The sequence below is a fragment of the Paraburkholderia acidiphila genome (genome assembly GCF_009789655.1).
Lineage (GTDB): Bacteria > Pseudomonadota > Gammaproteobacteria > Burkholderiales > Burkholderiaceae > Paraburkholderia > Paraburkholderia acidiphila.
Genome location: NZ_CP046909.1, coordinates 2,835,903 through 2,860,344 on the forward strand (window position 1 = coordinate 2,835,903; position 24,442 = coordinate 2,860,344).

The 24,442-nt window shown below is 66.7% G+C and carries 17 protein-coding genes, 1 pseudogene and 1 riboswitch; of the genes and pseudogenes, 6 read left to right on the forward strand and 12 right to left on the reverse strand.

The window, feature by feature from the left end; translation table 11 throughout:
- Positions 1–92: 92 nt before the first annotated feature.
- Positions 93–206: riboswitch (TPP riboswitch) on the reverse strand.
- A 284-nt stretch (positions 207–490) separates the two neighbouring features.
- From FAZ97_RS12875 to FAZ97_RS12890, 4 genes are all read left to right on the forward strand, one after another.
- Entirely contained in the window at positions 491–2,248 is a 1,758-nt protein-coding gene (locus FAZ97_RS12875) for an ABC transporter ATP-binding protein/permease (RefSeq protein ID WP_158758762.1), read from the forward strand.
- Complete coding sequence (locus FAZ97_RS12880) at positions 2,245–3,012, forward strand: SDR family NAD(P)-dependent oxidoreductase (protein ID WP_158758763.1); 768 nt, start codon at positions 2,245–2,247, stop codon at positions 3,010–3,012. Before FAZ97_RS12875 ends, FAZ97_RS12880 begins: the two co-directional genes overlap by 4 nt.
- A gap of 278 nt (positions 3,013–3,290) precedes the next feature.
- Entirely contained in the window at positions 3,291–4,586 is a 1,296-nt protein-coding gene (locus FAZ97_RS12885) for an MFS transporter (protein WP_158758764.1), read from the forward strand.
- A 49-nt stretch (positions 4,587–4,635) separates the two neighbouring features.
- Positions 4,636–6,000 carry a D-amino acid dehydrogenase gene (locus FAZ97_RS12890; protein WP_158758765.1) on the forward strand — a complete coding sequence of 455 codons (1,365 nt, stop codon included), beginning with the start codon at positions 4,636–4,638 and terminating at the stop codon, positions 5,998–6,000.
- 33 nt (positions 6,001–6,033) lie between these two features.
- On the opposite strand, the gene thpR is transcribed toward FAZ97_RS12890, so the two are convergent.
- From thpR to FAZ97_RS12910, 4 genes and pseudogenes are all read right to left on the reverse strand, one after another.
- Entirely contained in the window at positions 6,034–6,594 is a 561-nt protein-coding gene (gene thpR, locus FAZ97_RS12895) for an RNA 2',3'-cyclic phosphodiesterase (protein ID WP_158758766.1), read from the reverse strand.
- A 286-nt stretch (positions 6,595–6,880) separates the two neighbouring features.
- On the reverse strand, positions 6,881–8,347 hold the full coding sequence (locus tag FAZ97_RS12900) for a glutamate synthase subunit beta (protein WP_158758767.1): 1,467 nt from the start codon (positions 8,345–8,347) through the stop codon (positions 6,881–6,883).
- A gap of 118 nt (positions 8,348–8,465) precedes the next feature.
- The gene (locus tag FAZ97_RS12905; protein ID WP_158758768.1) at positions 8,466–13,166 is read right to left on the reverse strand and encodes a glutamate synthase-related protein; all 4,701 of its coding nucleotides are present in this window, start codon (positions 13,164–13,166) and stop codon (positions 8,466–8,468) included.
- Between the two features lie 622 nt (positions 13,167–13,788).
- A pseudogene (locus tag FAZ97_RS12910) lies at positions 13,789–14,478 on the reverse strand (transposase); the annotation flags it as partial.
- Between the two features lie 188 nt (positions 14,479–14,666).
- Here FAZ97_RS12910 and FAZ97_RS12915 point away from each other — a divergent pair.
- Positions 14,667–15,386 carry an OmpW/AlkL family protein gene (locus FAZ97_RS12915; RefSeq protein ID WP_158758769.1) on the forward strand — a complete coding sequence of 240 codons (720 nt, stop codon included), beginning with the start codon at positions 14,667–14,669 and terminating at the stop codon, positions 15,384–15,386.
- Positions 15,387–15,761: 375 nt separating this feature from the next.
- Complete coding sequence (locus tag FAZ97_RS12920; RefSeq protein WP_158758770.1) at positions 15,762–16,139, forward strand: DUF883 family protein; 378 nt, start codon at positions 15,762–15,764, stop codon at positions 16,137–16,139.
- A gap of 45 nt (positions 16,140–16,184) precedes the next feature.
- Here FAZ97_RS12920 and ugpQ read toward each other — a convergent pair whose 3' ends face one another.
- The 8 genes from ugpQ to pilM form a co-directional block, all read right to left on the reverse strand.
- The gene (gene ugpQ / locus FAZ97_RS12925) at positions 16,185–16,949 is read right to left on the reverse strand and encodes a glycerophosphodiester phosphodiesterase (protein WP_233271588.1); all 765 of its coding nucleotides are present in this window, start codon (positions 16,947–16,949) and stop codon (positions 16,185–16,187) included.
- A gap of 49 nt (positions 16,950–16,998) precedes the next feature.
- Positions 16,999–18,240: a deoxyguanosinetriphosphate triphosphohydrolase gene (locus FAZ97_RS12930; RefSeq protein WP_158758771.1), complete on the reverse strand. Its 1,242-nt coding sequence runs from the start codon at positions 18,238–18,240 to the stop codon at positions 16,999–17,001.
- Positions 18,241–18,274: 34 nt separating this feature from the next.
- Positions 18,275–19,357 carry a 3-dehydroquinate synthase gene (aroB, locus tag FAZ97_RS12935; RefSeq protein WP_158758772.1) on the reverse strand — a complete coding sequence of 361 codons (1,083 nt, stop codon included), beginning with the start codon at positions 19,355–19,357 and terminating at the stop codon, positions 18,275–18,277.
- A 63-nt stretch (positions 19,358–19,420) separates the two neighbouring features.
- Entirely contained in the window at positions 19,421–19,975 is a 555-nt protein-coding gene (gene aroK / locus FAZ97_RS12940) for a shikimate kinase AroK (protein ID WP_158759164.1), read from the reverse strand.
- A gap of 131 nt (positions 19,976–20,106) precedes the next feature.
- Complete coding sequence (pilQ, locus tag FAZ97_RS12945; protein WP_158758773.1) at positions 20,107–21,732, reverse strand: type IV pilus secretin PilQ; 1,626 nt, start codon at positions 21,730–21,732, stop codon at positions 20,107–20,109.
- Positions 21,729–22,619 (reverse strand): serine/threonine-protein kinase, encoded by an 891-nt coding sequence (locus FAZ97_RS12950; RefSeq protein ID WP_158758774.1) that lies wholly within the window; start codon positions 22,617–22,619, stop codon positions 21,729–21,731. Before FAZ97_RS12950 ends, pilQ begins: the two co-directional genes overlap by 4 nt.
- Entirely contained in the window at positions 22,616–23,305 is a 690-nt protein-coding gene (locus tag FAZ97_RS12955; RefSeq protein ID WP_158758775.1) for a PilN domain-containing protein, read from the reverse strand. The genes FAZ97_RS12950 and FAZ97_RS12955 overlap by 4 nt, the downstream gene beginning before the upstream one ends.
- Entirely contained in the window at positions 23,302–24,282 is a 981-nt protein-coding gene (pilM, locus tag FAZ97_RS12960) for a type IV pilus biogenesis protein PilM (RefSeq protein WP_158758776.1), read from the reverse strand. The genes FAZ97_RS12955 and pilM overlap by 4 nt, the downstream gene beginning before the upstream one ends.
- Positions 24,283–24,442: the final 160 nt, after the last annotated feature.

A 24,442-nucleotide genomic window follows, 5' to 3' on the forward strand; every position in this document is an offset into this window, starting at 1 on the left:
GTACGTCCTGATAGGGAATGCGTACGAACCCGTGCGCCCAAAGCGCAGCCCGGCGGGAATCCTGGCGCCCCTGCACATGCTGGGCGCTCCGGTAAGACTTTCTGGAAACTTCCCGCGCCGGTATTACCCGGATCGGGTGCGAAGGGTCTCTCTCAGCCTCAGTACGGCATGCCCGGCATACCGGTGAAGCACCCCTGTTTCGTCAAGGTCGATTAGACCACAAAAGGCGCGCGGCCCGCAAACCTCGGCGGAACGGGAGTCCCGCTCTGGCACAATGGTCCGAACCCGCCTCTTTCGCCTCCCGAGCCCGCGCGGTGAGACAATGGGCGCCACGCTACGGCGGCGCCGGCGTGCGCTTTTGCCTCCGTTTTTTGCCCATTAAGACTCACTTAAGCGCCCGGCGACAGAATCGCTGCAAAAAATCGCTGCACCGCCGCCATGCGGCGCAAAGCGCATGCCCCCAGCGGGCCGCCACATCTTCAGGACGCACATGACCAATCAACCTGCCCGCGCCACGCCCGATCAGAACGAGCACCAGAAGATCACCGCGTGGAGCCTGATCAAGCCCTACTGGGTATCCGAGGAACGCTGGATCGCCTGGGGGCTGCTCGTCGCGATCATCGTGATGAACCTGCTAGTCGTGTGGATCAACGTGCGGCTCAACGGCTGGAGCGCGGAGTTCTACAACGCGTTGCAGGCCAAGGACGTCAAACGCTTCCCGCCGTTGTTGATGACCTTCACCGAACTGGCGTTCGGCTTCATCATCCTCGCGGTGTATGGCCGGTATCTGCGCCAGATGCTCGGCTTTCGCTGGCGCCAGTGGCTCACCACGCGCTTCCTGAGCGATTGGCTCGGCAAGGGCGCGTTCTACCGTATCGAGCGCGACCGCCTCGCCGACAACCCCGACCAGCGGATCAGCGACGACCTCCAGTCGTTCGCCACGACCACGCTCTCGCTCACGCTCGACCTGCTCTCCACGGTCGTCACACTCATCTCGTTCATCACGATCCTGTGGACGCTCGCGGGTGCGCTCACGATCACGCTGGGCGGCACGCCGCTCGCGATTCCGGGCTACATGGTGTGGGCCGCCGCGCTCTACGCCGTGTTCGGCTCGCTCGTGATCCAGAAGGTCGGCCACCCGCTCGTGTCGATCAACTACCAGCAACAAAAGGTGGAGGCGGACTTCCGCTTCGGCCTGATCCGCCTGCGCGAGAACGCCGAGCAGATCGCCCTCTACGACGGCATGGACACCGAGCGCGGCAACGCGCAAGGCCTCTTCCAGCACATCCGCGAGAACTGGTGGCGCGTGATGAAGTACACGAAGCGCCTCACCTTCGTGCTGAGCTTCTACGGCCAGATCGCCATCATCTTCCCGCTCGTCGTGGCCGCGCCGCGCTACTTCGCGGGCGCCTTCACGTTCGGCGTGCTGATGCAGATCTCGCAGGCGTTCGGCACCGTGAGCGACTCGTTCTCGTGGTTCATCAACAGTTACTCCACGCTGGTCGAATGGCGCGCTACCGTGAATCGTCTGCGCGAATTCGTGCGTGTGGTGCACTCGCCGCGCCTGAAGGAATCGGTCTCGCCCGCCACCGAGCACGGCGGCATCAACCTGCACTTCATCGACAGCAGCGAGCTCGCCACCGAGCACCTCAAGCTCGCGCTGCCCAACGGCATGCCGCTCTCCGAAGTGCGCGACATCGCCATCAAGCCGGGTTCGCGCTGGCTCGTGCGCGGCCCCTCGGGCGCGGGCAAGAGCACGCTCATGCGCGCGCTCGCGGGCCTTTGGCCATTTGGCGAAGGCTCGATCGACGCGCCTGTCGATGCGCGCATGATGTTCATCCCGCAGCAGAGCTATCTGCCCATCGGCACGCTCAAGGCGGCGCTCACCTATCCCTCGCCCGCCGACGACTATAGCGACGAGGACTGCCGCGAAGCGCTGCGCGCCTGCCGCCTCGACGAGTATGCGGATCGTCTCGGCGAGTCGGCGCACTGGTCGCGCGTGCTCTCGCCGGGCGAGCAGCAACGCCTCGCGGGCGCGCGCGTGCTGCTGCACAAGCCCGACTATCTGTTCCTCGACGAAGCGACGAGCGCGCTCGACCCCGATAACGAAAGCCGTCTCTACAAGCTGTTCGTGGAGCGCCTGCCGAAGGCGGCGATCGTGAGCGTGGCGCACCGCGAGTCGCTTGCGGCGTACCACCACGAAACGCTCGAGATCGAGCGCATGCCTGAAGAGCGGGTTGCCGCGTGAGCGCAAGTTCGGCGCGCGTCGTCCTGATTACGGGCGCGGGCTCGGGTATCGGCGCGGCGCTCGCGCGTCGCATCGCAGCGCCTGGTGTGTCGTTGATGCTGCACGCACGCGGTGCGGATGAGGCGTCGCGTGCGCGGCTCATAACCGTCAGCGCGGACTGTGAGCAACGGGGCGCCATCTGCGCCACGACATGCGGCGATCTGGCGGAGCGCGGCAACGCAGCGGCGCTCGTGGATGCCACACTCGCGTACTTCGGCGCGCTCGACCAGATCGTCGCCAACGCCGGACATGCGCAGCGCCAAACGCTCGCCACGCTCGACGCCGCGTCGCTCGAAAGCGCATTCGCGGCCATGCCCGCCGCGTTCGCTGCGCTCGTGCAACGCGCGCGGCCGGCGCTGGAGCGCTCGGCGCGCGCCCGCGTCGTCGCGCTGAGTTCGTTCGTCGCGCACCGCTACCGCGCCGGCGCGCCGTTCGCCGCGACTGGCGCCGCGAAGGCCGCGCTCGAATCGCTCGCGAAAACCGCCGCCGCGGAGCTGGCGCCGCACGGTGTGACCGTGAACTGCGTCGCGCCCGGCTATACGCGCAAGGACCAAGGCCCCACGCCGGAAAACGCGCCGGTGTGGGAGCGCGCGGCGCAGGAAACGCCGCTCGGCCACGTGGCGGATCCCACCGATGTCGCCGAACTCATCGCCTTCCTGCTTTCGGACGCCGCGCGCCACATCACGGGCCAGGTGATCCACATCGACGGCGGGCTCACGCTGTAGCGCCGTGCGGCCCCGCGCGCGCCATCGTTCGCTTGCTATCGAACTAAACATCGGATTGAGACGATAGCGGACGCCCCAAATTGCCCCTCGCCTCAGTACGCTTTCGCACCGTAAAATACCCACCCAGCACACCGGGGACGGGCGGCGTTGCACCGCGCAGCCCGCCAGCGTCGAGCGCACACGCCACCCAGGGCGTTTGCGCCAGCCGGGTCGCAAGCGCCGCACGCGCCGCCTGGCCGGCTCGTTGCGCGCACAACAAATATGGGGGAAGACACGCGATGGGCTACTTTCAATGGTTCACCGAGTTGAACGCGCGCGAGCGGCGCACGCTCTACGCGGGTTTCGGCGGCTACGCCGTCGACGCGTTCGACTTCATGATCTACTCGTTCCTGATCCCGACGCTCATCGCGACCTGGGGCATGACCAAGAGCGAGGCCGGCATGATCGCGACCAGCTCGCTGATCTCCTCGGCAATCGGCGGCTGGCTCGCCGGCATCCTCGCCGACCGCTACGGCCGCGTGCGCGTGCTGCAGTGGACCATCGCCACCTTCGCGGTCTTCACCTGCCTCTCCGGCTTCACGCACTCGTTCTGGCAGCTGCTCGCCACGCGCACGCTGCAAGGCATCGGCTTTGGCGGCGAATGGACGGTCGTCACGATGATGATGGCCGAAACGATCCGCTCGCCGCAGCATCGCGCCAAGGCCGTGGGCACGGTGCAGAGCAGCTGGTCGTTCGGCTGGGGCGCGGCCGCCATCCTCTACTGGGCCTTCTTCGCGCTGCTCCCCGAAGAGTACGCATGGCGCGCGTGCTTCTGGATCGGCATCGTGCCGGCACTGTGGATTTTCTATGTGCGCCGCAACGTGAGCGACCCCGATGTGTTCGTCGCGACGCGCCGCGCGCGCGAAAGCGGCGCGATGCGCAGCCACTTCATGCAGATCTTCGCGCCCGCGCATCTGGCCACGACCCTGCTCGGCAGTGCGCTGTGCACCGGCATGCTCGGCGGCTACTACGCGATCACCACGTGGCTGCCCACCTACCTCAAGACGGTGCGCCACCTCTCGGTGTTCAACACGAGCGGCTATCTGATCGTGCTGATCGTCGGCTCCTTTACGGGCTATATCGTCGGCGCGATTCTCTGCGACAAGATCGGCCGGCGCGCCTCGTTCATCCTGTTCGCCATCGGCTCGTTTGCGCTCGGCATGGCCTACACGATGCTGCCCATCACCGACACCGCCATGCTCCTGCTCGGCTTTCCGCTCGGCATCGTCGTGCAAGGCATTTTCGCGGGCGTGGGCGCGTATCTCTCCGAGCTCTACCCGAACGCGATCCGCGGCTCGGGCCAGGGCTTCTGCTACAACCTCGGGCGCGGCCTCGGCTCGTTTTTCCCCATTCTCGTCGGCGTGTTCGCGCAAACCACCTCGCTCGTGAAAGCGATCGGCGTGGTGGCCGGCGCGGGCTATCTGCTTGTGATCGTCGCGGCGCTCTGCCTGCCGGAGACGAAGGGCAAGGTGCTGACCGAGGAAACCCCTGCTGCTGCGGGCGAGCGCCCGTCTGCGGAGTCCACTGCACGATGAGCGCGAACATGCTGCAATACCGACCGTCCCTCCCTGTTGTGCGACCGGCATGAAAACGATCGTCCTCGGCGCCGGTGTGATCGGCGTCGCTACTGCGTACTATTTGAGCGAACGAGGCTGCGACGTCACGGTCGTCGAACGGGAACCGGGCGTCGCGCTCGGCACGAGCTTCGGCAACGCCGGCGTGATCGCGCCCGGCTACGTCACGCCGTGGGCCGCGCCGGGCATGCCCGCGAAGCTCATCAAATATCTGCTCAAGCCCACCTCGCCGCTCATCTTCCGGCCCACGCTCGACGCCGCGCAGTGGCGCTGGATCGCGCGCTGGCTGCGCGAATGCGATCTCGCGCGCTTTCGCGTGAACAAGCAGCGCATGCAGCGCATCGCCTATTACAGCCGCGAATGCCTGCACGCGTTTCGCGCCACGCACGCGTTCGAGTACGGCCGCAGCCAAGGCTATCTGCAACTCTTTCGCAGCGAGTACGACCTCGAACTCGCGCAACCGGCGCTCGGCGTGCTGCGCGATGCGGGCATCGTCTACCGCGAGCTCGATGCCACCGCCTGCGCTCAGGTCGAGCCCGGGCTCGCCTGGTCGCGCGTCAAACCGGTGGCAGGCGTTTATCTGCCCGAAGACGAGGCCGGCGACTGTGCACGCTTCACGCGCGAACTGCGCTCCGTGTGCGAGGCGCGCGGCGTGACGTTTCTGTTCGATACCGAGGTGCTCGCGCTCGAAGCCGCGGGCGGCAAGGTGAACGGCGTGCGCGTGCGCGCGGTGCCCGGCCGCCGCAAGGCGAACAACCGCAAGGACCGGCGCGAGCAGCGCCGCGCGCCGGCCGAGGTGCTGCGCCCGGCCGAGCGCAGCGAGCCCGCCGACGACACGCCGCACACGCTCGCCGCCGATGCCGTCGTGGTCGCACTGGGCGTGGAGAGCGCGGCGCTGGTCGCACCGCTTGGCGTGCGCGTGCCGCTGTATCCGGTGAAAGGCTATTCGGCCACGCTGCCCGTGGTCGACGAACAAAAGGCCCCGCGCGCCGCGCTCATGGACGAGTCGCTCAAGACGGCGATCACGCGCTTCGGTCCGTATCTGCGCGTCGCGGGCACGGCGGAGCTGGGCGACCACCGCGCGACGCTGCGCGAGCAGGCGCTGCAAACGCTCATGAAGGTGCTCGACGACTGGTTCCCGCATGCGGCGACGCCTTCGTCGGCGCAATTCTGGGTGGGACGCCGGCCCATGGTTCCGGACGGCGCGCCGCTCCTCGGCACCTCGGGCGTCGATGGCCTGTGGCTGAACGTCGGGCACGGCTCGACCGGCTGGGCGATGTCGATGGGCTCGGGCCGCGTGCTCGCGGACCTCGTCACGCAGCGCGAGCCGGAAATCGATCTCGATGGTTTGACGCTGGCCCGGTATCGCCATTAATCGGCGGCAGGGACTCCCACGCGCGGCGGCAACTCACTCGAGCGCAACGCTCGCCAACGCCTCGTAGCGCGCGCCCTGCTTCGCGAGCGTGCTCGAATACAGCACCAGCGACTCGAAGCACAACGGCGGCAGCGCTTCGGCGCCGCTTGCCGCCGGCGCACCCACGGCGTCGCGCGCGAAACGCGCGAGCGTCACGTGCGGGCGGAACGCGCGCGCGTCGAGCGGCAATCCCACGTCTCCGATTAGCGAGCGCACGCGCCAGTCGAGCGCCGTGAAGGCGTCCGACATCGCGAGCACGGCCACCATGAGGCGCGGATGCGCGCGTCCCGGCCAGCATTCGATATGCGTGACCGGCGCGGGCGGAATGAGCGGCGCGTGCTCCGCGAGCCGCCGCGAGAGCACGTCGCCCTGGTCGAACGACATCGCGCCGATGAATGTCACCGTCAAATGGAGTTGTGCGTACGGCACGCGCCGCGCGTTGGACGGCACGTCCAGCGCGGCGAGCGCATCGCGCGAGGCCGCAGTGGGCGCAAGCGCGATGAAGCAGCGCCGCCATTGCTGCGTGTCACGATCGGTCTCGCGGGCTTCGGACATGATCGGCGGGCCTCGTTCGGTCGGGCAATCGCGTCATGGTAACCCTGTCTGTCGGCCTGAGTGGCACGCGCGTAAAAAAGCCGGGTCACCCTTGCGGGTGCCCGGCTTCTGTCATTGTGTCTCCTGCCGTCTCCCGTATGTCCCGTCTAGTGCGGGACACACCGGATTTAACGCGGCAGCTCCGAGCTGCCCATCAAATACGCATCGACGGAACGTGCGCATTGACGGCCCTCACGTGTCGACCAGAGTTAGCGCTTTAGCGCTTACTCTGGTCCCAGATCCGGCTTTAACGCGGCAGCTCCGAGCTGCCCATCAGATAGGCATCGACGGAACGTGCGCATTGACGGCCCTCACGGATCGCCCACACCACGAGCGACTGGCCGCGGCGCATGTCGCCAGCGGTGAAGACCTTGTCGACCGACGTGTAGTACGCCTTTTCGCCTTCGGTCGAAGCACGCACATTGCCGCGCGCATCCTTCTCGACGCCGAATGCTTCGAGCACCGGCGAAACCGGCTGCGTGAAGCCCATGGCGAGCAGCACGAGATCGGCCTTCATTTCGAATTCCGAACCCGGCACTTCGACCATCTTGCCGTCCTTCCACTCCACGCGCGCGGCGATCAGCTTCTCGATCTTGCCGTTCTTGCCTTCGAGGCGCTTGGTCGCGACCGACCAGTCGCGCGAGCAGCCTTCGTCGTGCGACGACGACGTGCGCAGCTTGATCGGCCAGTACGGCCACACGAGCGGCTTGTTCTCTTCCTCCGGCGGCTGCGGCAGCAGTTCGAATTGCGTGACGCTCTTCGCGCCGTGACGGTTCGAGGTGCCCACGCAGTCGGAGCCCGTATCGCCGCCGCCGATCACGACCACATGCTTGCCCTTGGCGAGCAACTGGTTCGGCAGCTTGTCGCCGGCGTTGACCTTGTTCTGCTGCGGCAGGAACTCCATGGCGTAGTAGATGCCTTCGAGTTCGCGGCCCGGCACCGGCAGATCACGCGGCGTTTCCGAACCGCCCGCGATCACGACCGCTTCGAACTGATCCTTGAGCTCGTCCGGCGAGATCGTTTCCTTCGCCGTGTTGCCGATGTAAGCAGGCAGCTCGCCCTTGCCGATGAACACGTTGGTGCGGAACGTCACGCCTTCGGCTTCCATCTGGCGCATGCGGCGATCGATCAGCCACTTTTCCAGCTTGAAGTCGGGGATGCCGTAGCGCAACAGGCCGCCTACGCGATCGTTCTTCTCGAACACCGTCACCTCATGGCCGGCGCGCGCGAGTTGCTGCGCGGCGGCGAGACCCGCGGGGCCCGAACCGACCACGGCAACCTTCTTGCCCGTCTTGTGCTTCGCGACTTGCGGCGCGACCCAGCCTTCGGACCAGGCCTTGTCGATGATCGCGTGCTCGATCGACTTGATGCCGACGGGATCGTCGTTGATGCCGAGCGTACACGCCGCTTCGCAGGGCGCCGGGCAGATGCGGCCCGTGAACTCGGGGAAGTTGTTCGTGGAATGCAGGACGTCGATCGCGCTCTTCCAGTCCTGGCGGAACACGAGGTCGTTGAAGTCCGGAATGATGTTGTTGACCGGGCAGCCGTTGTTGCAGAACGGGATGCCGCAATCCATGCAGCGTGCGCCCTGGACCTTCGCGTCGGCGTCGGAGAGCGCCGCCACGAATTCCTTGTAGTGCTTCACGCGCGTGAGCGGTGCTTCGTACGCCTCATGCTGGCGCTCGAACTCGAGAAAACCGGTTGCCTTACCCATAGGGTTCTCGTCTATCTCTATCTATTCGGTGAGGGGACCGCGCCCGCCGCCGCGTTTCTTCTCGCGCGGCGGGCGCTTCGTCGTCTTGGAATTGCTTCGTCGCGGCTCGGTTGGCAAATCAGGCGGCCAGTTCTTCCTGGCTTGCCTTCTTCGCGCCGAGTTCGCCCAGTGCGCGCTTGTATTCCGTCGGGAACACCTTCACGAACTGGCGGCGCGCCGCATCCCAGTTTTCGAGCAGCGCCTTTGCGCGCGGCGAGCCCGTGAACTGGAAGTGACGCTCGACGAGTCCCTTGAGCAGCGCTTCGTCGGTCTGGCCCGTGTGCCACAGTGCGCGGTCCACGGTGCGTTCCTGTTCGGCCTGTTGCAGGACCGGGTCGAGCGCGACCATCGACTTGTTGCACTTGCCGGCGAAGGTGCCGTCCGGGTCGTACACGTAGGCGATACCGCCCGACATGCCCGCCGCGAAGTTACGACCCGTTTCACCGAGCACGACCACCGTGCCGCCCGTCATGTATTCGCAGCCGTGGTCGCCCGTGCCTTCGACAACCGCCGTCGCGCCCGAGTTACGCACCGCGAAGCGCTCGCCCGCCACGCCGCGCAGGAAGGCTTCGCCTTCGAGTGCGCCGTACATCACCGTGTTGCCGCAGATGATGTTTTCTTCGGACTTGCCGCGGAAGTCGTTGGTCGGACGGATGATGATGCGCCCGCCCGAAAGGCCCTTGCCGACATAGTCGTTGCCGTCGCCCACGAGGTCCAGCGTGATGCCGCGTGCGAGGAACGCGCCGAAGCTCTGACCCGCCGTACCCTTCAACTGGATATGGATCGTGTCTTCCGGCAGACCGTCGTGGCCGTACTTCTTCGCGACGACGCCCGAAAGCATCGCGCCGACCGTACGGTTCACGTTGCGCACCGGCTGGATGAACGAGACGTGCTCGCCCGTTTCGATCGCGGCCTTCGCCTTCTCGATCAGCGTGTGATCGAGCGCGCGGTCCAGACCGTGGTCCTGCGTATCCACGTGCTTGCGGGCGACTTCCTCGCCAACCGACGGCTGATAGAACACGCGCGAGAAGTCGAGACCCTTCGCCTTCCAGTGTTCCACGCCACGGCGCGTGTCGAGCAGATCCGCGCGGCCGACCAGATCGTCGAACTTGCGGATACCCAGTTGCGCCATGATTTCGCGCACTTCTTCAGCGATGAAGAAGAAGAAGTTGACGACGTGCTCGGGCTGACCCGAGAACTTCGCGCGCAGCACCGGATCTTGCGTCGCGACGCCAACCGGGCAGGTGTTCAGATGGCACTTGCGCATCATGATGCAGCCCTGCACGACGAGCGGCGCCGTCGCAAAGCCGAATTCGTCCGCGCCGAGCAGCGCGCCGATCACCACGTCGCGGCCCGTCTTCATCTGACCGTCGGCCTGCACGCGGATACGGCCGCGCAGCTGGTTCAGCACCAGGGTTTGCTGCGTTTCGGCGAGACCGAGTTCCCACGGCGTGCCAGCGTGCTTGAGCGACGAGAGCGGCGATGCGCCCGTGCCGCCGTCGTGACCGGCGATCACGACGTGGTCTGCCTTGGCCTTCGCCACACCGGCTGCCACCGTGCCCACGCCCACTTCCGACACCAGCTTCACCGAGATCGACGAAACCGGGTTCACGTTCTTCAGATCGTGAATGAGCTGCGCCAGATCTTCGATCGAGTAGATATCGTGGTGCGGCGGCGGCGAGATGAGGCCCACGCCCGGCACCGAGTAACGCAGCTTGCCGATGTACTCCGAAACCTTGTGGCCCGGCAGCTGACCGCCTTCGCCCGGCTTCGCGCCCTGCGCCATCTTGATCTGGATCTGATCCGCCGACGACAGGTACTCCGCCGACACGCCGAAGCGGCCCGACGCAACCTGCTTGATCTTCGAGCGCAGCGAGTCGCCATCCTTCAGCGGGATGTCCTTGATGACTTCTTCGCCGATGATCGAACGCATGGTGTCGCCGTTCTTGATCGGAATGCCGCGCAGCTCGTTGCGATAACGCTTCTCGTCTTCGCCGCCTTCACCCGTGTTCGACTTGCCGCCGATACGGTTCATCGCAACGGCGAGCGTAGCGTGCGCTTCGGTCGAGATCGAACCGAGCGACATCGCGCCAGTCGCAAAGCGCTTGACGATTTCCTTGGCCGGTTCGACGTCGTCGATCGAGATCGCGCGCGCCGGGTCCAGACGGAACTCGAACAGACCGCGGAACGTCATGTGGCGCTTCGTCTGATCGTTGATCAGGTGCGCGTATTCCTTGTACGTCTGATACGAGTTGCTGCGCGCCGAGTGCTGGAGCTTGGCGATCGCGTCCGGCGTCCACATGTGGTCTTCGCCGCGCACGCGGTAGGCGTACTCGCCGCCCGCGTCGAGCATGTTGGCGAGAACCGGGTTGTCGCCGAATGCATCGCGGTGCAGACGGATCGCTTCTTCCGCCACTTCGAACAGGCCAATGCCGCCCACCTTCGAGGCGGTGCCCTTGAAGTACTTGGCGATCAGATCGTCAGCCAGACCCACCGCTTCGAAAATCTGCGCGCCCGTGTACGACATGTACGTGGAGATGCCCATCTTCGACATCACCTTGAGCAGGCCCTTGCCCACCGCCTTCGTGAAGTTGTAGACGGCCTTCTCGCCCGACAGATCGCCCTTCAGGCCCTGCGCCATTTGCGCGAGCGTTTCCATCGCGAGGTACGGGTGCACGGCTTCCGCGCCGAAACCGGCGAGCAGCGCGAAGTGGTGCGTTTCGCGCGCCGAACCCGTTTCCACGACGAGACCCGTGCTCGTGCGCAGACCGTGCTGCACGAGGTGCGAGTGGATCGCCGAGGTGGCGAGCAGCGCGGGAATCGCGACGTTGTCGCGGTCCGCACGGCGGTCCGACACGATCAGGATGTTGTAGCCCGACTTGACCGCATCGACGGCTTCCGCGCACAGCGACGCGAGACGCGCTTCGATGCCTTCCTTGCCCCAGGCCACCGGATAGCAGATGTTCAGCTCGTAGCTGCTGAACTTGCCGCCCGTGTACTGCTCGATCGCGCGGATCTTCGCGATGTCCTTGAAGTCGAGCACCGGCTGCGACACTTCGAGACGCATCGGCGGGTTGATGTTGTTGGTGTCGAGCAGGTTCGGCTTCGGGCCGATGAACGACACGAGCGACATCACCATGTTTTCGCGGATCGGGTCGATCGGCGGGTTCGTGACCTGCGCGAACAGCTGCTTGAAGTAGTTGTAGAGCGTCTTGTTCTTGTTGGACATGACCGCCAGCGGCGAGTCGTTGCCCATCGAACCGACCGCCTCTTCACCCGACATCGCCATCGGCGCCATCAGGAACTTGAGATCTTCCTGCGTGTAGCCGAACGCCTGCTGACGGTCGAGCAGCGCGGCGGCTTCGGCGCGCGCGGTCGCGACGTCTTCCGCCTTCGGCTCGATCTCGTCGAGCTTGATGCGCACGGCGTCGATCCAGCTCTTGTACGGCTTGGCGTTGGCGAGGTTGTCCTTCAGTTCCTTGTCGTCGATGATGCGGCCGTGTTCCATGTCGATCAGGAACATCTTGCCCGGCTGCAGACGCCACTTCTTGACGATCTTCGACTCGGGGATCGGCAGCGTGCCGGCTTCCGACGCCATGATGACCAGGTCGTCGTCGGTGACGATGTAGCGCGCCGGACGCAGGCCGTTACGGTCGAGCGTGGCGCCGATCTGGCGGCCGTCGGTGAAGGCGATCGCGGCGGGGCCGTCCCACGGCTCCATCATCGCAGCGTGGTATTCGTAGAACGCCTTGCGGTTCTCGTCCATCAGCGTGTGCTGTTCCCAGGCTTCCGGGATCATCATCATCATCGCGTGGACGAGCGGGTAGCCTGCCATCACCAGCAGTTCGAGACAGTTGTCGAACGATGCCGTATCCGATTGGCCCGGATAGATCAGCGGCCAGAGCTTCGGCAGGTCGTCGCCGAGCACGTGCGAGGCGATCGCGCCGGTACGGGCGTTCAGCCAGTTCACGTTGCCCTTCACGGTGTTGATTTCACCGTTGTGGGCGATCATGCGGTACGGGTGAGCCAGTTCCCACGCCGGGAACGTGTTCGTGGAGAAGCGCTGGTGCACGAGCGCCAGTGCCGAGACCACGCGCTCGTCCTGCAGGTCGCGGTAGTACACGCCGACCTGGCCCGCCAGCAGCAGACCCTTGTAGACGACCGTGCGCGCCGAGCACGACGGCACGAAGTATTCCTTGCCGTGCTTGAGCTTGAGCGCCTGGATACGGTGGCTCGCGGTCTTGCGGATGATGTACAGCTTGCGCTCGAGCGCGTCCGTGACCATCACGTCCTTGCCGCGGCCGATGAAGATCTGGCGGATCAGCGGCTCGCTCGCCTTCACCGTGGGCGAAATCGGCATCGTGTGATCGACCGGCACGTCGCGCCAGCCCAGCACGACCTGGCCTTCGGCGCGCACCGTGCGCTCGAGTTCCTGCTCGCACGCGAGACGCGAGGCGTGTTCCTTCGGCAGGAAGATCATGCCGACGCCGTATTCGCCGAACGGCGGCAGCGTCACGCCCTGCTTGGCCATCTCTTCGCGGTAGAACGCGTCCGGAATCTGGATCAGGATGCCCGCGCCGTCGCCCATCAGCGGGTCGGCGCCCACTGCGCCCCGGTGGTCGAGGTTTTCGAGAATCTTCAGGCCTTGCTGAATGATTTCGTGGCTCTTCTTGCCCTTGATATGGGCGACGAAGCCGACGCCACACGCGTCGTGTTCGTTTTGCGGGTCATACAGACCTTGCGCGGCGGGCACCGCGGCGCGCTGCTGGTGATCGTTCATGGGGACACCGTCAGAGTGGGGCTGTTGCCAGCCGTTGTGTTCTTTGATTCCCGCCGCTTGCGTGACCGCTGTACGGCGTTGCGCGGGGTATTACGTGCTTCCCGCGTTATGCGCCCAGGAGAGCCGAAAGGCGAATATACGCGACGAATCAAGGGGATGCAAATAAAACGTGGTGATTGAGCCCCAATTATCGAGTTGGTGCATCCGCACATTTTTTTAATGGTGCCATACCAAATTCGGGCAAAAGAAAACGGCATCCTAAGACGCCGTTTATCTCGTAAACACTTGATCCGAAAAGCAATCAGTGGGTGCCGGTGCCTGGCTTGCGCTCCTCGTGCTCCGAACTCGAACCGGTCGAACCGCCACCACCGGAACCCGGTGAACCGCCGGAATGGCCACTCTGGCCCCCTGTATTTCCACCCGGTGTTGTAGCCGAACCACTCCCGGCGTGGCCGCTCCCATGCGTTGCCGCCGAACCGGCCGGATTGGCGCCGGAGTGCGGCGTCGAATAAGGGGCGGATTGACCTGCGCCGCCGCCGGATCCGGCCGCAGGCGTCGAAGCCGGACTCGCCGTGGCCGCCGCGCCAATTGCGCCCGGAGCTGCCGGGGCCGCGCCCGGCGCTTCACGCACCTTGCGCGGGCGCCCGCGCGGCAGCGGCGAGACGCGCCGGTTCGCCGTGCGCGACGCCCAATCGCGGTAAGTGTCGCTGCCGAGCACCCAGCCCTTGAGCGTGGCCTGCATGAGCTGCGTCGTTTCGCGTTCGTCGAGCGCCTGCTCGCAGAGTTCGCGATACGCGCGCTGACGCTCGAACGGCGTGTTGCCGAGCGCCCAGTACAGCGGATGGTCGGTGATGAGGCTGTCGACGGTGAGACCGATGTGATGGCGGTAGCTCGACCACCGATAGTCCTCGGGCGCCGTGACGAGATGGCTGCGCACTGGCGCGAGCTCGACGACGCGGCTCGCCAGCAGGAAGAAGCGCTCGCCCTCGATGACCGTCGCGCGGTAGCGCCCCTCCCAGAGCGTGCCGCGACGCGCATAGCGCCGGTTGAAATGCGCCACGTAGCGCCGGCCGACCGCCTGCATTGCCTTAGGCAGGCTGGATTCGTCGGAGGGCGTGACGAGCAGTTGCACCGCGCCGGGCATCAAAACCCACGCATGAACCGCCAGATGATGATCGCGCGCCGCGGCCTTCAGGCAGTCGATGAACAGTTCGTAATCCTGGTCATCGACGAACGCGGGCTGCTGATCGAGTCCGCGCAGGATCACATGCTGCGGCTGATCGGGAACATAAAGACGTGCAAGCCGTGCCATGCTCGATTTTCCTGGTTCCGTTGGTGAATACCCGCAGACCCGCCAGGCCCCACCAGCGCTAGTTCTCGCTGGCATGCGGCTTCGGCGGAAAGCTCGCGGCGCTTAGTAAAAAAGCTCTAACGGTCGCGTATGGTTTGTTGCAAACGTTGTGTTCATAATGGGCGGGCCTTTCATGGAGGAGCATTAATATGAAATTAAAACAGGCGCTGGCAGGGGTCGCCGCGCTCGCCAGTTTCACGGCAGCACACGCACAATCCGCAAACACGTTCTACGTCACCACCGGCTGGTTCCGCTTCATGCCGCAGGACACCAGCGACCCGCTAAAGATTGACAGCGCAGGCGGCACGCCCGTCAACATGTCCATTCCGAACACGGGCGCCAGCATCGGTTCGGCCGACACCCTGGGCGTCTCCATCGGCTACTACATCACCGATCACTTCGCCACCGAAGCCGAACTGGGCATTCCGCCGAAGTTCGACATCTCCGGCGGCGGCACCTTCAGCAGCTTCGGCAAGGTCGGCGAGGCGAAACTGTGGAGCCCCGCGCTGCTGTTCAAGTACTACTTCAACAGCCCTGAAGCAAAATTCCGTCCTTACCTCGGCATTGGCGTCACCTATGCCTGGTTCACCGACGCTCACATCACCAACGGCGCCTTCGAACAGGGCGTGCTTGGGGGTCCGACCAGTGTTTCGACAGATCGTTCCTGGGCCCCCGTGTTTAACCTGGGCTTCAACTACAACTTCACGAAGCACTGGTTCGCCGGCTTCTCGCTCTCGTACATTCCGATCAGCGTGACCGCGACGTACAACACGACGGTCAACAACCAGCTCGGCACCCAGCGAGTCGCGGAATCGAAGATTCACCTGAACCCGCTCGTGACATACCTGAAGGTCGGCTACAACTTCTAACGCGCTCCGGCGCCCCGCACTACCTCGCGCCGGCCCTTCGCCTCGCCCCTGCGGCACCTGGCGAAGGGCGGCGTTTTCCGCCCTGCCACGCCCTTCCTGCCTTAGCGTCTCCATCGGATTTTCCCCGCCTTCGCATGGGCTTATCCTGATTCTATGCCTCTGGGAAAAAGCGTGCTGTCCCCGTAATCACCTGTTTTGTCACCAGAGCGCGAAGCCCCGTCTGGCGGGCGTTTGCGACTGACTTGCTGCACTCGTTCAAGTCCCGGGCACCGGAATTGCGCAATACTTGCACTCCGGTTCTCGCCCTCCTGCGCCCTTTTTCGTGCGCGCCGCGGCGAGCCTTTTACCTGTGACTTTTCAACGACGGAGCCATACATGAGCGCCTTTCCGAACACGCGAGAAGCCCTCGGAGATTCCTGGACGCGCACGAGCCGCCACGCGCGGCGCATCGCGCGCCGCGGCCGCAGCGCCGCCGCCGATATCACCGACGAGTTGCGTGATCTGCTCGCCGAGCTGGAAAACACGCTGGGCGAAGGAACCCAGGCCGATGCCGCCGCGCTGCGCGCCGACATCCGCAAGCGTCTCGACGCCGCCCGCGAGCGGCTAGAAGTGGCGCGCGCCACCGCGCGCGAACATACCGACGCGGCCATTGCCGGCGCAGACGACTACGTGCACCGCAACCCTTGGCAGGCCGTAGCGATCGTCGGTGGCGTGGCGCTGGTGGTGGGCGCGCTGCTAGCGCGCGCCCGCTGAGCGACGGTCCGGGCGCTGGCCGCCCGGATCAAGTGCAAGCGCTGCTCAGGCGTCGAGCGCGTACGGCCCGATCAGGTCGATGCGGTCGGTGCAGACCGTGTCGACGCCCCAGCTCGCGAGCTGGCGCGCGCGGTCGAGGTCGTTCACCGTATAGGCGAGGATGAAGAGCCCCGCCGATTTGATGCGTTTGACGAGCGCCTCGTCCAGGTGGCGATGGCTCGCGTGGAGCGACACACAGTCGAGCGCTGCGGTCTGCTCGCGCCAGTCTGCCGGCACGTGCTCGAACAGCAGGCCGCGCGGCAGGTCCGGCGCGCTCTCGCGCGCCGCCTCAAGAGCCGCATAGGAGAAAGACGAGAGCAAAGGCGGCATGCCCACCTGCCCTTCGTTCTCCGCTTGCCAGAGACGCGCCGTTTCGGCGCCGACAATGCGCCCCGTCTCCACGTCGCGGCCCGTGCAGGGCTTGATCTCCACGTTCGCCGCGAGCCCCAGCTCGCGACAACACGCGGCGACTTGCGCGAGCGTCGGCATCGGCTCGCCGGCAAAGCGCGCGTCCCGCCAGCTGCCCGCGTCCAGCGCGGCAAGCTCCGCGTAGCGCATGCGCGCCGCCGCGCCGCGACCATTCGACGTGCGCTCGACCGTGTCGTCGTGCAGCAGGAAGGCGACATTGTCGGCAGACAGCTTGGCGTCGAATTCGACCAGCTTATGACCGAAGCTCGCGCCGACGCGCAGGCCCGCCAGCGTGTTCTCGGGCGCAAGCGTGCCGCCCCCTCGGTGCGCGGCAACGCGCGGATACGGCCAGGACTTGATCAAATGAGCTCCCGAAATCGGCAGGGGCAGTGAGGTGGGGGGAGTCGCGCGATCAAACGTCGTCGGCAACGACGAAAAGACGGCGGTACTCCTTCAGGGCATAGCGGTCCGTCATGCCCGCGATGTAATGCGCGATCAGCCGCGGCTGCACGGCGGCGTCCTGCGTCTGGTACGGGGGCGGCAACAGGCGCGGGTCTTCGCTGAACGCATCGAACAAGCCCTTCACCACGCGCCGCGCCTTGTTGGCCATGCGCATCACACGATAGTGGCGGTACAGGTTGCGGTAGAGAAAGCGCTTGAGCGCGGCCGCCTGCGCGGCCACGCGCTCGCTGTGCGCAACGAGCGGCGGCGCGGCGCGCACGTCGTCGAGCGACTGCGGCGCGCATTCGGTGAGATTGCGCCGCGTCTGCCCGATCAGATCGACGATCAGCGTGTTGATGATGCGCCGCACGGTTTCGTGAATCAGCCGGCGGCCTTCGATCTGCGGATATTCGGCGCGCGCGGCGTCGTAGTGCGTCTGCCAGAGCTCGACTTCGGCGAGCTGCTCGATAGTGAGCAGGCCTGAACGCAGGCCGTCGTCGACGTCGTGGTTGTTGTAGGCGATCTCGTCGGCGATGTTGGCAATCTGCGCTTCGATAGACGGCTGCCTGCCGAGCAGAAAGCGCTCGCCCAGATCGCCTAGCCGACGCGCATGCTCGCGCGAGCAGTGCTTGAGAATGCCTTCGCGCGTCTCGAAGCACAGGTTCAGGCCGTCGAACGCGCCGTAGTGCTCTTCGAGCTCGTCCACGACCGCGAGGCTCTGCAGATTGTGCTCGAAACCGCCATGCTCGCGCATGCACTCGTTGAGCGCGTCCTGGCCCGCATGGCCGAACGGCGTATGGCCGAGGTCGTGCGCGAGCGAGATCGCCTCGACCAGATCCTCGTTCACGCGCAGGTTCCGCGCGACCGAGCGTGCGATCTGCGCGACTTCCAGGCTATGCGTGAGCCGCGTGCGAAAGAGATCGCCCTCGTGGTTCACGAACACCTGAGTCTTGTATTCGAGCCGGCGAAACGCCGTGGAATGGACAATGCGGTCGCGGTCGCGCTGGAATTCGCTGCGCGCGGCAGGCGGCGGCTCGGGATAGCGCCGCCCGCGCGAGCGCGAGGCGTGCGCCGCGTAAGGCGCGAGGCCCGCCTCGAACGACGCTACGAGCGCGGCGCTGGCATCGGCGGCCTGAGAAGGAACATCACGACCCGTGTCACTACGGGGATCACTACGAGGATCACTACGGTTATCGCTGCGGGTGTCGCTCACCGTTCCTCCGCAAGGGGTTATCGCCGGCGGTGCATCAGCTCTGCGTCGTGGCGGCGAGCGTGGCCTGCACCGCTTCGTCGGGCGCGCGGCCGATGTGGGTCTCGCCAAAGCGCTTGAGCAGGATGAACTTGATCGCCCCGCCCTCGGCCTTCTTGTCGACCTGCATCAGCTCGACGTAGCGGTCTGCGCCGAGCGCGGGCGCGCGCACCGGCAGCTTCGCTGCCTCGACCACGCGCACGAGGCGCGCGCGCGATGGTTCGTCCAGCATGCCCACGCGCACCGAGAGATCGGCCGCCATCACCATGCCGCAGCCCACCGCCTCGCCATGCAGCCACTCGCCGTAGCCGAGCCCGGCCTCGATCGCATGGCCGAACGTGTGGCCAAAGTTGAGGATGGCGCGCAGGCCGCCTTCGCGCTCGTCGGCGGCCACGACCGAGGCCTTGATCTCGCACGAGCGCTTGACCGCGTGCGCGAGCGCTTGCGGCTCGCAGCGGTTGAGCGCCTCGACGTTGGCTTCGATCCAGTCGAAGAATTCGGCGTCGGCGATCGCGCCGGTCTTGATGACTTCGGCAATGCCCGCCGCCAGTTCGCGCTCCGGCAGCGTGGCGAGCGCGCCGATATCGGCGATCACGGCTTGCGGCTGGTAGAACGCGCCGATCATGTTCTTGCCGAGCGGATGATTGATGCCCGTTTTGCCGCCCACCGACGAGTCGACCTGCGAAAGCAACGTGGTCGGCACCTGGATGAACGGCACGCCGCGCATGTAGCAAGCGGCCGCGAAGCCTGTCATGTCGCCCGTCACGCCGCCGCCCAGCGCGATGAGCGTGGTCTTGCGGTCGGCGCGTGAGGTGAGCAGCGCGTCGAAAATCTCGTTGAGCGTTTCCCAGTTCTTGTGCGCCTCGCCGTCGGGTAGCACGACCGTGTTGACGTCCTTGCCGAGCGGCGCGAGCGCGGCGCGCAGCGTCTCGCCATAGAGCGGGTCGACGACGGTGTTCGTCACGATCGTGACCGAGTTGCCGGCAATATGGGGCGCGAAGAGCGCCGTCTGGCCGATCAGGCCGGAGCCGATATGGATGGGGTAGGCGCGGTCGCCCAGTTCGACGTTGACGGTAATCATGCTCTGAATCTTGTGGGTTCCGATGAGTTGCCTGGCCTGCGAGATAACCGCGCGACCTGCGCCCTACTCGCGCGCCGTGGCCCGCGCGACGCCGGCCATGTCGAGCTGCATCAGCACCATGTTGACGAGTCCGTTGACTGAGGGCCGGCCGGTTTCGATCACGAAGTCCGCGACTTCGCGATAGAGCGGGTCGCGCACCTCGTAGAGCGCTTCGAGCCGCGCCTTGGGGTCTTCGGTTTGCAGGAGCGGGCGGTTCTTGTCGCGCCGCGTGCGCAGCCACAGATCGTGCGGATGCGCGCGCAAATACACGACGAAGCCGCGCGCCTTGAGCGCCGCGCGATTCTCGGGCCGCAGCACGGCGCCGCCGCCCGTGGCGAGGACGATGTTTTCGCGGCCCGTGAGCTCTTCGATCATCTGGGCCTCGCGGTCACGAAAGCCCGCTTCGCCTTCGAGCTCGAAGATCACCGGGATACGCGCGCCCGTGCGCGCCTCGATCTCGTGATCGGAGTCGAAAAACGGACGCTCCAGCCGGCGCGCGACCGCCCGGCCCACGGTCGTCTTGCCGGCGCCCATGAGCCCTACGAAAAATACATTGGCGTTTGCGTCCCGCACTTGCAGCGTTTCCTACGAAAGGTTGGTGCCGCAGCTTACTGGCAAAGCGGCGGCGTTGTCGAGCCTGCGTCCCCGGCGTTCCGGCCCCGCAAGCACATGCCCGCGCACGCGGGACGGGTTCGCCCGGAGAATGAGGGTCAATTCGACTCCACGACGCGCGGCGTGATGAAAACCACCAGTTCGCTGCGCTGATCCCGGTGTGCGCGATGTGAAAAAAGCGCGCCCAGAACCGGTATTTTGCCCAGGAGTGGCACACGCGTCACATCTTCGCGGTCATCCGTCGCGTCGATGCCGCCGATCGAGACCGTGCCGCCGTCCTCGATCTCCACGCGCGTCTGCACGTGTTTGGTGTTGATCGCAGGCCCGGCGGCCGTTTGCTCGCCGACACTGTCCTTCGCCACGTCGAGATCGAGAATCACGCGGCCATCGGGTGTGATCTGCGGCTCGACCTCGAGTTTCAGGCTGGCGCGCCGAAACTGCACGCCCGACACGCCCTGCCCGACCTTGGCTTGATAAGGCAGTTCCGTCCCCTGCTCGACAACGGCCTTCGTGCGGTCGGCGGTAACGACACGCGGACTCGACACTACGCGCCCGCGCCCTTCGGCTTCGAGCGCGCTCAACTGGATGTCGAGCAACCGCGTGGCGCGCGCGGCCAGCAGCGTGAGGCCAAGGCCCGCGGCCTCGAAGCCGGAGATCGGGCCCGCCGCAAGGTCGTAGACCGTGCCGTCCGCTCCCGTGGTCACGCCTCGGGCCATCGCGCCGTCCGCATTCGCCGGCGTCACGCCAAGACGCACGCCCAGTTCGCGCGAGAGCCCCTCGTCGCCCTCGACGATACGCGCCTCGATCAGCACCTGGCGCGCCGGCGCATCGAGTCGCCGCACCAGTTCGCCAATCTGGTCGAGCCGCGCCGGCAGGTCGGTGACGAACAGGAGGTTCGTGCGCGCGTCCGCTACCGCCGTGCCGCGCTTCGACAGTGCGCGCTGCGTGCCTGAGCCCGTCAGGAACCGGCGCAAATCCTCGGCACGCGCGTAGTGCAGCTCGAACGAGCGGCTTGCGAGCGGCTCCAGCTCCGCCGCCCGTGCGTGCGCCTCGTAACGCTGCCGCTCGCGCGCGGCCACCTCCGCGGCGGGTGCGACCCAGATCACATCGCCGATGCGCGACATCGCAAGGCCGTTTGCCTCCAGCAGCAGGTCGAACGCGGTGCGCCATGGCACGCGTTCGAGGCGCAGCGTCACCTGACCTCGCGCCCGTTCGCTCGCGACGATATTGAGTTTCGTGAACTGGGCAAACGCGTGCAGAACGGCCGTGAGATCGGCGCGCTGGAAATTGAGCGTGATCGGCCGGTCGGGCGGCAAGCCGTCGTTTGCTGTCGAGGCGTCGCCAAGGCGCAGCGGCGCGCGCATGGGTACGGGCGGCCCTTCAAGCGACGCGGGCGCAGGCGTGTCGTTAGCGGGTTCGCGCGACGGTTGGGCGACGGGCGTCGTCACGCCGGGAGCGCCGTCCGCATTGTCGGGCGAGCCGTCTTCCGACGTGGCTTGAGGCGTAGGTACTTCGCTGGCTCCCGTGAACGGATTGGCGATCCAACGCGTTGCTTCGGGCTCGGCCGCCCCATCGGGTAACGGCGGCGCTTCGTAGCGCGCGAGCGCCACCGGCGAACGCACCCATGCGGGTTGCGGCAACGGCACCGCGGCCCATGCAGCGCACCCGGCAACGCTAACCATCACAGCGACGAGGACACGAACGCCCCACTTGAGCACGCTCATTTCACTGCCTCCGCCCAGCCGAGCGCGCGCGTCGTCCCGCCCGCCGCGACGACGACCCGCGCCGGGCCGATCTCCAGCACGCGAGTGTCGCCGATCGCCTCGCCCGCCCGCGCAGTTACGACGCCCTCAGGTGTTTCCACGAGCGCGACGATGCGCTGCCGATCCTGGAGGATGCCGGCGAGGCGCCACCCGTCTTCCGCTCCTCCGCCCGCCGCCGCGTTGGCGAAAGGATCGCGAGCCGGCGCTGCGGGCGACGCCGTCTCAGAAGATTCCGACACCAGCGGCACAGCGGGAAGCGCATCGTACACACGCAACGTAGCCGAGACTGACAACCCCGTTCCAGTGCGCCGAATGGCTAGCTCGGATGGCGCCGTGAGGGCCGGCTCGCGCGCCAACCCTTCGAGCAGTCCGCGCAGTTGTGCGAAGCTGCCTTGTGCGACCAGCTTGATCGCGCGGAACGTATCGACTTGCGTACCGCCCGCGGCGCCTAGCTCGAGGGCATGCAGTACGAGACCCGATTGCGCGGCGAGTTGCGAGACGCGGCGAATGTCGTCGGCGGAATTGCCAGTGCGGGGAGCAGGCGAAGGCGTGCGTGCTGCAGCTTCGCGCAGCGCGGGCAGGCCAGCCAGGACTTGCCGGGCGTCGCGGTACCGCTTTTGAGCGTCCTCCAGCGCGGTGCGCGCTGCATGCACGCCAAGCGGATCGCCGACGATGCAAGCCCCGCTCGCCGTCGCGAAGGCAAGCACCGCAATCGTCAGTGCGGCAGTTAGCCGGCGGCGTGCGTTCCACGCGTGAAGCGGCGACCATCCGCGCAACGCGTTGCCCGCGCCCGCCTGAGTCGAAAGAAGCCCTCGCTCCCGATCCTCGTGCGCCGAAATCGTGCTCATGTGGCCTCCTTCGCCGCGGCACCGCTCGACGCTCGCGCCGCCTCGCGCGCTCGTGGTACGCCGGGCCGCGGCGAAGCGTTCGCGCCTTGCCAGACGAGATGCGCCGCCACGCGTATCGGTTCGCCGTCGGGCGCCGTGCCGCGTGCAGCCCCAGCAGGTGCGCCGCGTTTGAGTTCGCGCACGCTCACGGCTTCGACATCGGGCAGCGAGCGTAGCTGGCCAAGCCAGGCCGCCGCCGCCGATTCGTCCGCCGCGCTCGCCTGAATATCGGTCTCATCGCCGGATTGCGCGAGCTGCTGCAAGCCGACGCGAGGCGGCACGTCGCTCGCCAGCGCATCTGCAAGGGCGAAAAAGCGCGTCGTAACCCGCGCGTACAGCCGAGCGTGCTGGTCGCCAACGCGCCGCGCTTCGCTTTCACGCGCAAGACGCTGGGCCTCGGCGAGCGGCGCACGCCACTGCGCCAGCGGCCCTTCGAGCGCCTCGCGCCGATCCACGAGCGCGCGGCATTCGACGTGCTGCCAAAGCACGACGCCAAGCGCGCACACGCACCCGCCGAGCGCCGCGGCGCCCCATTCGACGAGGCGCCTGCGACGCAGCCGGCGGATGGCGCGCTGCCGCCACGGCAGCAGGTTGAATCCGCCGATGGCCCGGCGCGGCAACACGCGCACGGCGCGCGCGAGCGTCATTCCGCCACCCCGCGCAACGCGAGTCCGAACGCCACCGCGCAGGCCGGATCGTGCAAAAGCGATGCCGCAAGCGGCCACTCGATGTCGGCCAGCGGCCCACATTCGAAGGGCAGCACCGGCGCGGCCAGCGCGTCGCCAATGTCGGCCAGCGTGAAGTTCACGCCGCGCAGCATGGCAAACTCGCCCGAGATCTGCACGCAGCCGGGCTGCTCGCCGCCGACGAGGTCGCGCAGCGCCTCCACGAGATCGGCATGTTCGAGCGCGGGAAAGCGCGTGTGCCGGATGACCGAGTCGTCGGCGAGAAACCAGCCGTGCACGCCTTCCGGGCCGACCCAGATCGCGACCCAAGGCTCGTGCGGCGGCAACTCGTACACCGCAGCGTGACGCATGGCGCGTAACGCGGCGTGCGCCTCGTCGTCGACGGCGCAGAGCGTCACGCCCGCCATTGCTGCGCATTCGATGCGCGCTTCGAGATGCTGCCGTGCGGTCGCGGCGATCATCACATGCGCTTCGTGGCTGCGTGGCGTGGCCGGCAACACACTCCAGTCGACCGCCAGCTCGCCGCGCTCCATGCCCGCCACGCGTTCCGCCTCCGCGAGCACGAGCGGCTCGAGCGCCGCGTGAATGCCGGACTCGTCCACCGCGCCCGCTGGCGCAAGACGCGCAAGCGGCACGGTCGCGATGAGCGTGGCGCTCGTGGGCATCGCCATGGCACAGCGCAGCGACGCCGTGGCACTGGCGCGCGGCAACTCGCCAAACACGCTGCGAAGCGCGGCGACAATGGCCGCCCGGTCGATGATCTCCGCACCCGCCATCGCCTCGCGCGCGAGCGGCGCGCTCGCCAGCCATTCGAGCCGGACCGGCCCCGCCCCGACAATGCGCTGGCTCAACACGACCAGCGTGACACCTCGCGGGCCCAGATCCACGCCTGCGGCAAAGCGGCGCGCGCCCAACAACACCGGATTCCCGAAACCCATTGCATTCCTCCCATACTTGCGCGCGCCGCAAACCGTTCGCAGCGCGTCGATGGGGAAATTGTGCGAAATGGGGCCAAGCGCGAATACTCGGCCGAACGGCCAACGGTCGAGGTAAGCGCTATCCACGCGCGAGGGGCGCGTCTACAGTGCCAATATGAGT

What these genes read in the sequence shown, in the direction of transcription:
- FAZ97_RS12950 (WP_158758774.1), bottom strand. Translation starts at nt 22,619, where the DNA reads ATGAGCACGATTTCGGCGCACGAGGATCGGGAGCGAGGGCTTCTTTCG.
- FAZ97_RS12890 (WP_158758765.1), top strand. Translation starts at nt 4,636, where the DNA reads ATGAAAACGATCGTCCTCGGCGCCGGTGTGATCGGCGTCGCTACTGCG.
- aroB (WP_158758772.1), bottom strand. Translation starts at nt 19,357, where the DNA reads ATGATTACCGTCAACGTCGAACTGGGCGACCGCGCCTACCCCATCCAT.
- FAZ97_RS12915 (WP_158758769.1), top strand. Translation starts at nt 14,667, where the DNA reads ATGAAATTAAAACAGGCGCTGGCAGGGGTCGCCGCGCTCGCCAGTTTC.
- FAZ97_RS12905 (WP_158758768.1), bottom strand. Translation starts at nt 13,166, where the DNA reads ATGAACGATCACCAGCAGCGCGCCGCGGTGCCCGCCGCGCAAGGTCTG.
- FAZ97_RS12875 (WP_158758762.1), top strand. Translation starts at nt 491, where the DNA reads ATGACCAATCAACCTGCCCGCGCCACGCCCGATCAGAACGAGCACCAG.
- pilM (WP_158758776.1), bottom strand. Translation starts at nt 24,282, where the DNA reads ATGGGTTTCGGGAATCCGGTGTTGTTGGGCGCGCGCCGCTTTGCCGCA.
- thpR (WP_158758766.1), bottom strand. Translation starts at nt 6,594, where the DNA reads ATGTCCGAAGCCCGCGAGACCGATCGTGACACGCAGCAATGGCGGCGC.
- pilQ (WP_158758773.1), bottom strand. Translation starts at nt 21,732, where the DNA reads ATGAGCGTGCTCAAGTGGGGCGTTCGTGTCCTCGTCGCTGTGATGGTT.
- FAZ97_RS12920 (WP_158758770.1), top strand. Translation starts at nt 15,762, where the DNA reads ATGAGCGCCTTTCCGAACACGCGAGAAGCCCTCGGAGATTCCTGGACG.
- FAZ97_RS12900 (WP_158758767.1), bottom strand. Translation starts at nt 8,347, where the DNA reads ATGGGTAAGGCAACCGGTTTTCTCGAGTTCGAGCGCCAGCATGAGGCG.
- FAZ97_RS12885 (WP_158758764.1), top strand. Translation starts at nt 3,291, where the DNA reads ATGGGCTACTTTCAATGGTTCACCGAGTTGAACGCGCGCGAGCGGCGC.
- FAZ97_RS12955 (WP_158758775.1), bottom strand. Translation starts at nt 23,305, where the DNA reads ATGACGCTCGCGCGCGCCGTGCGCGTGTTGCCGCGCCGGGCCATCGGC.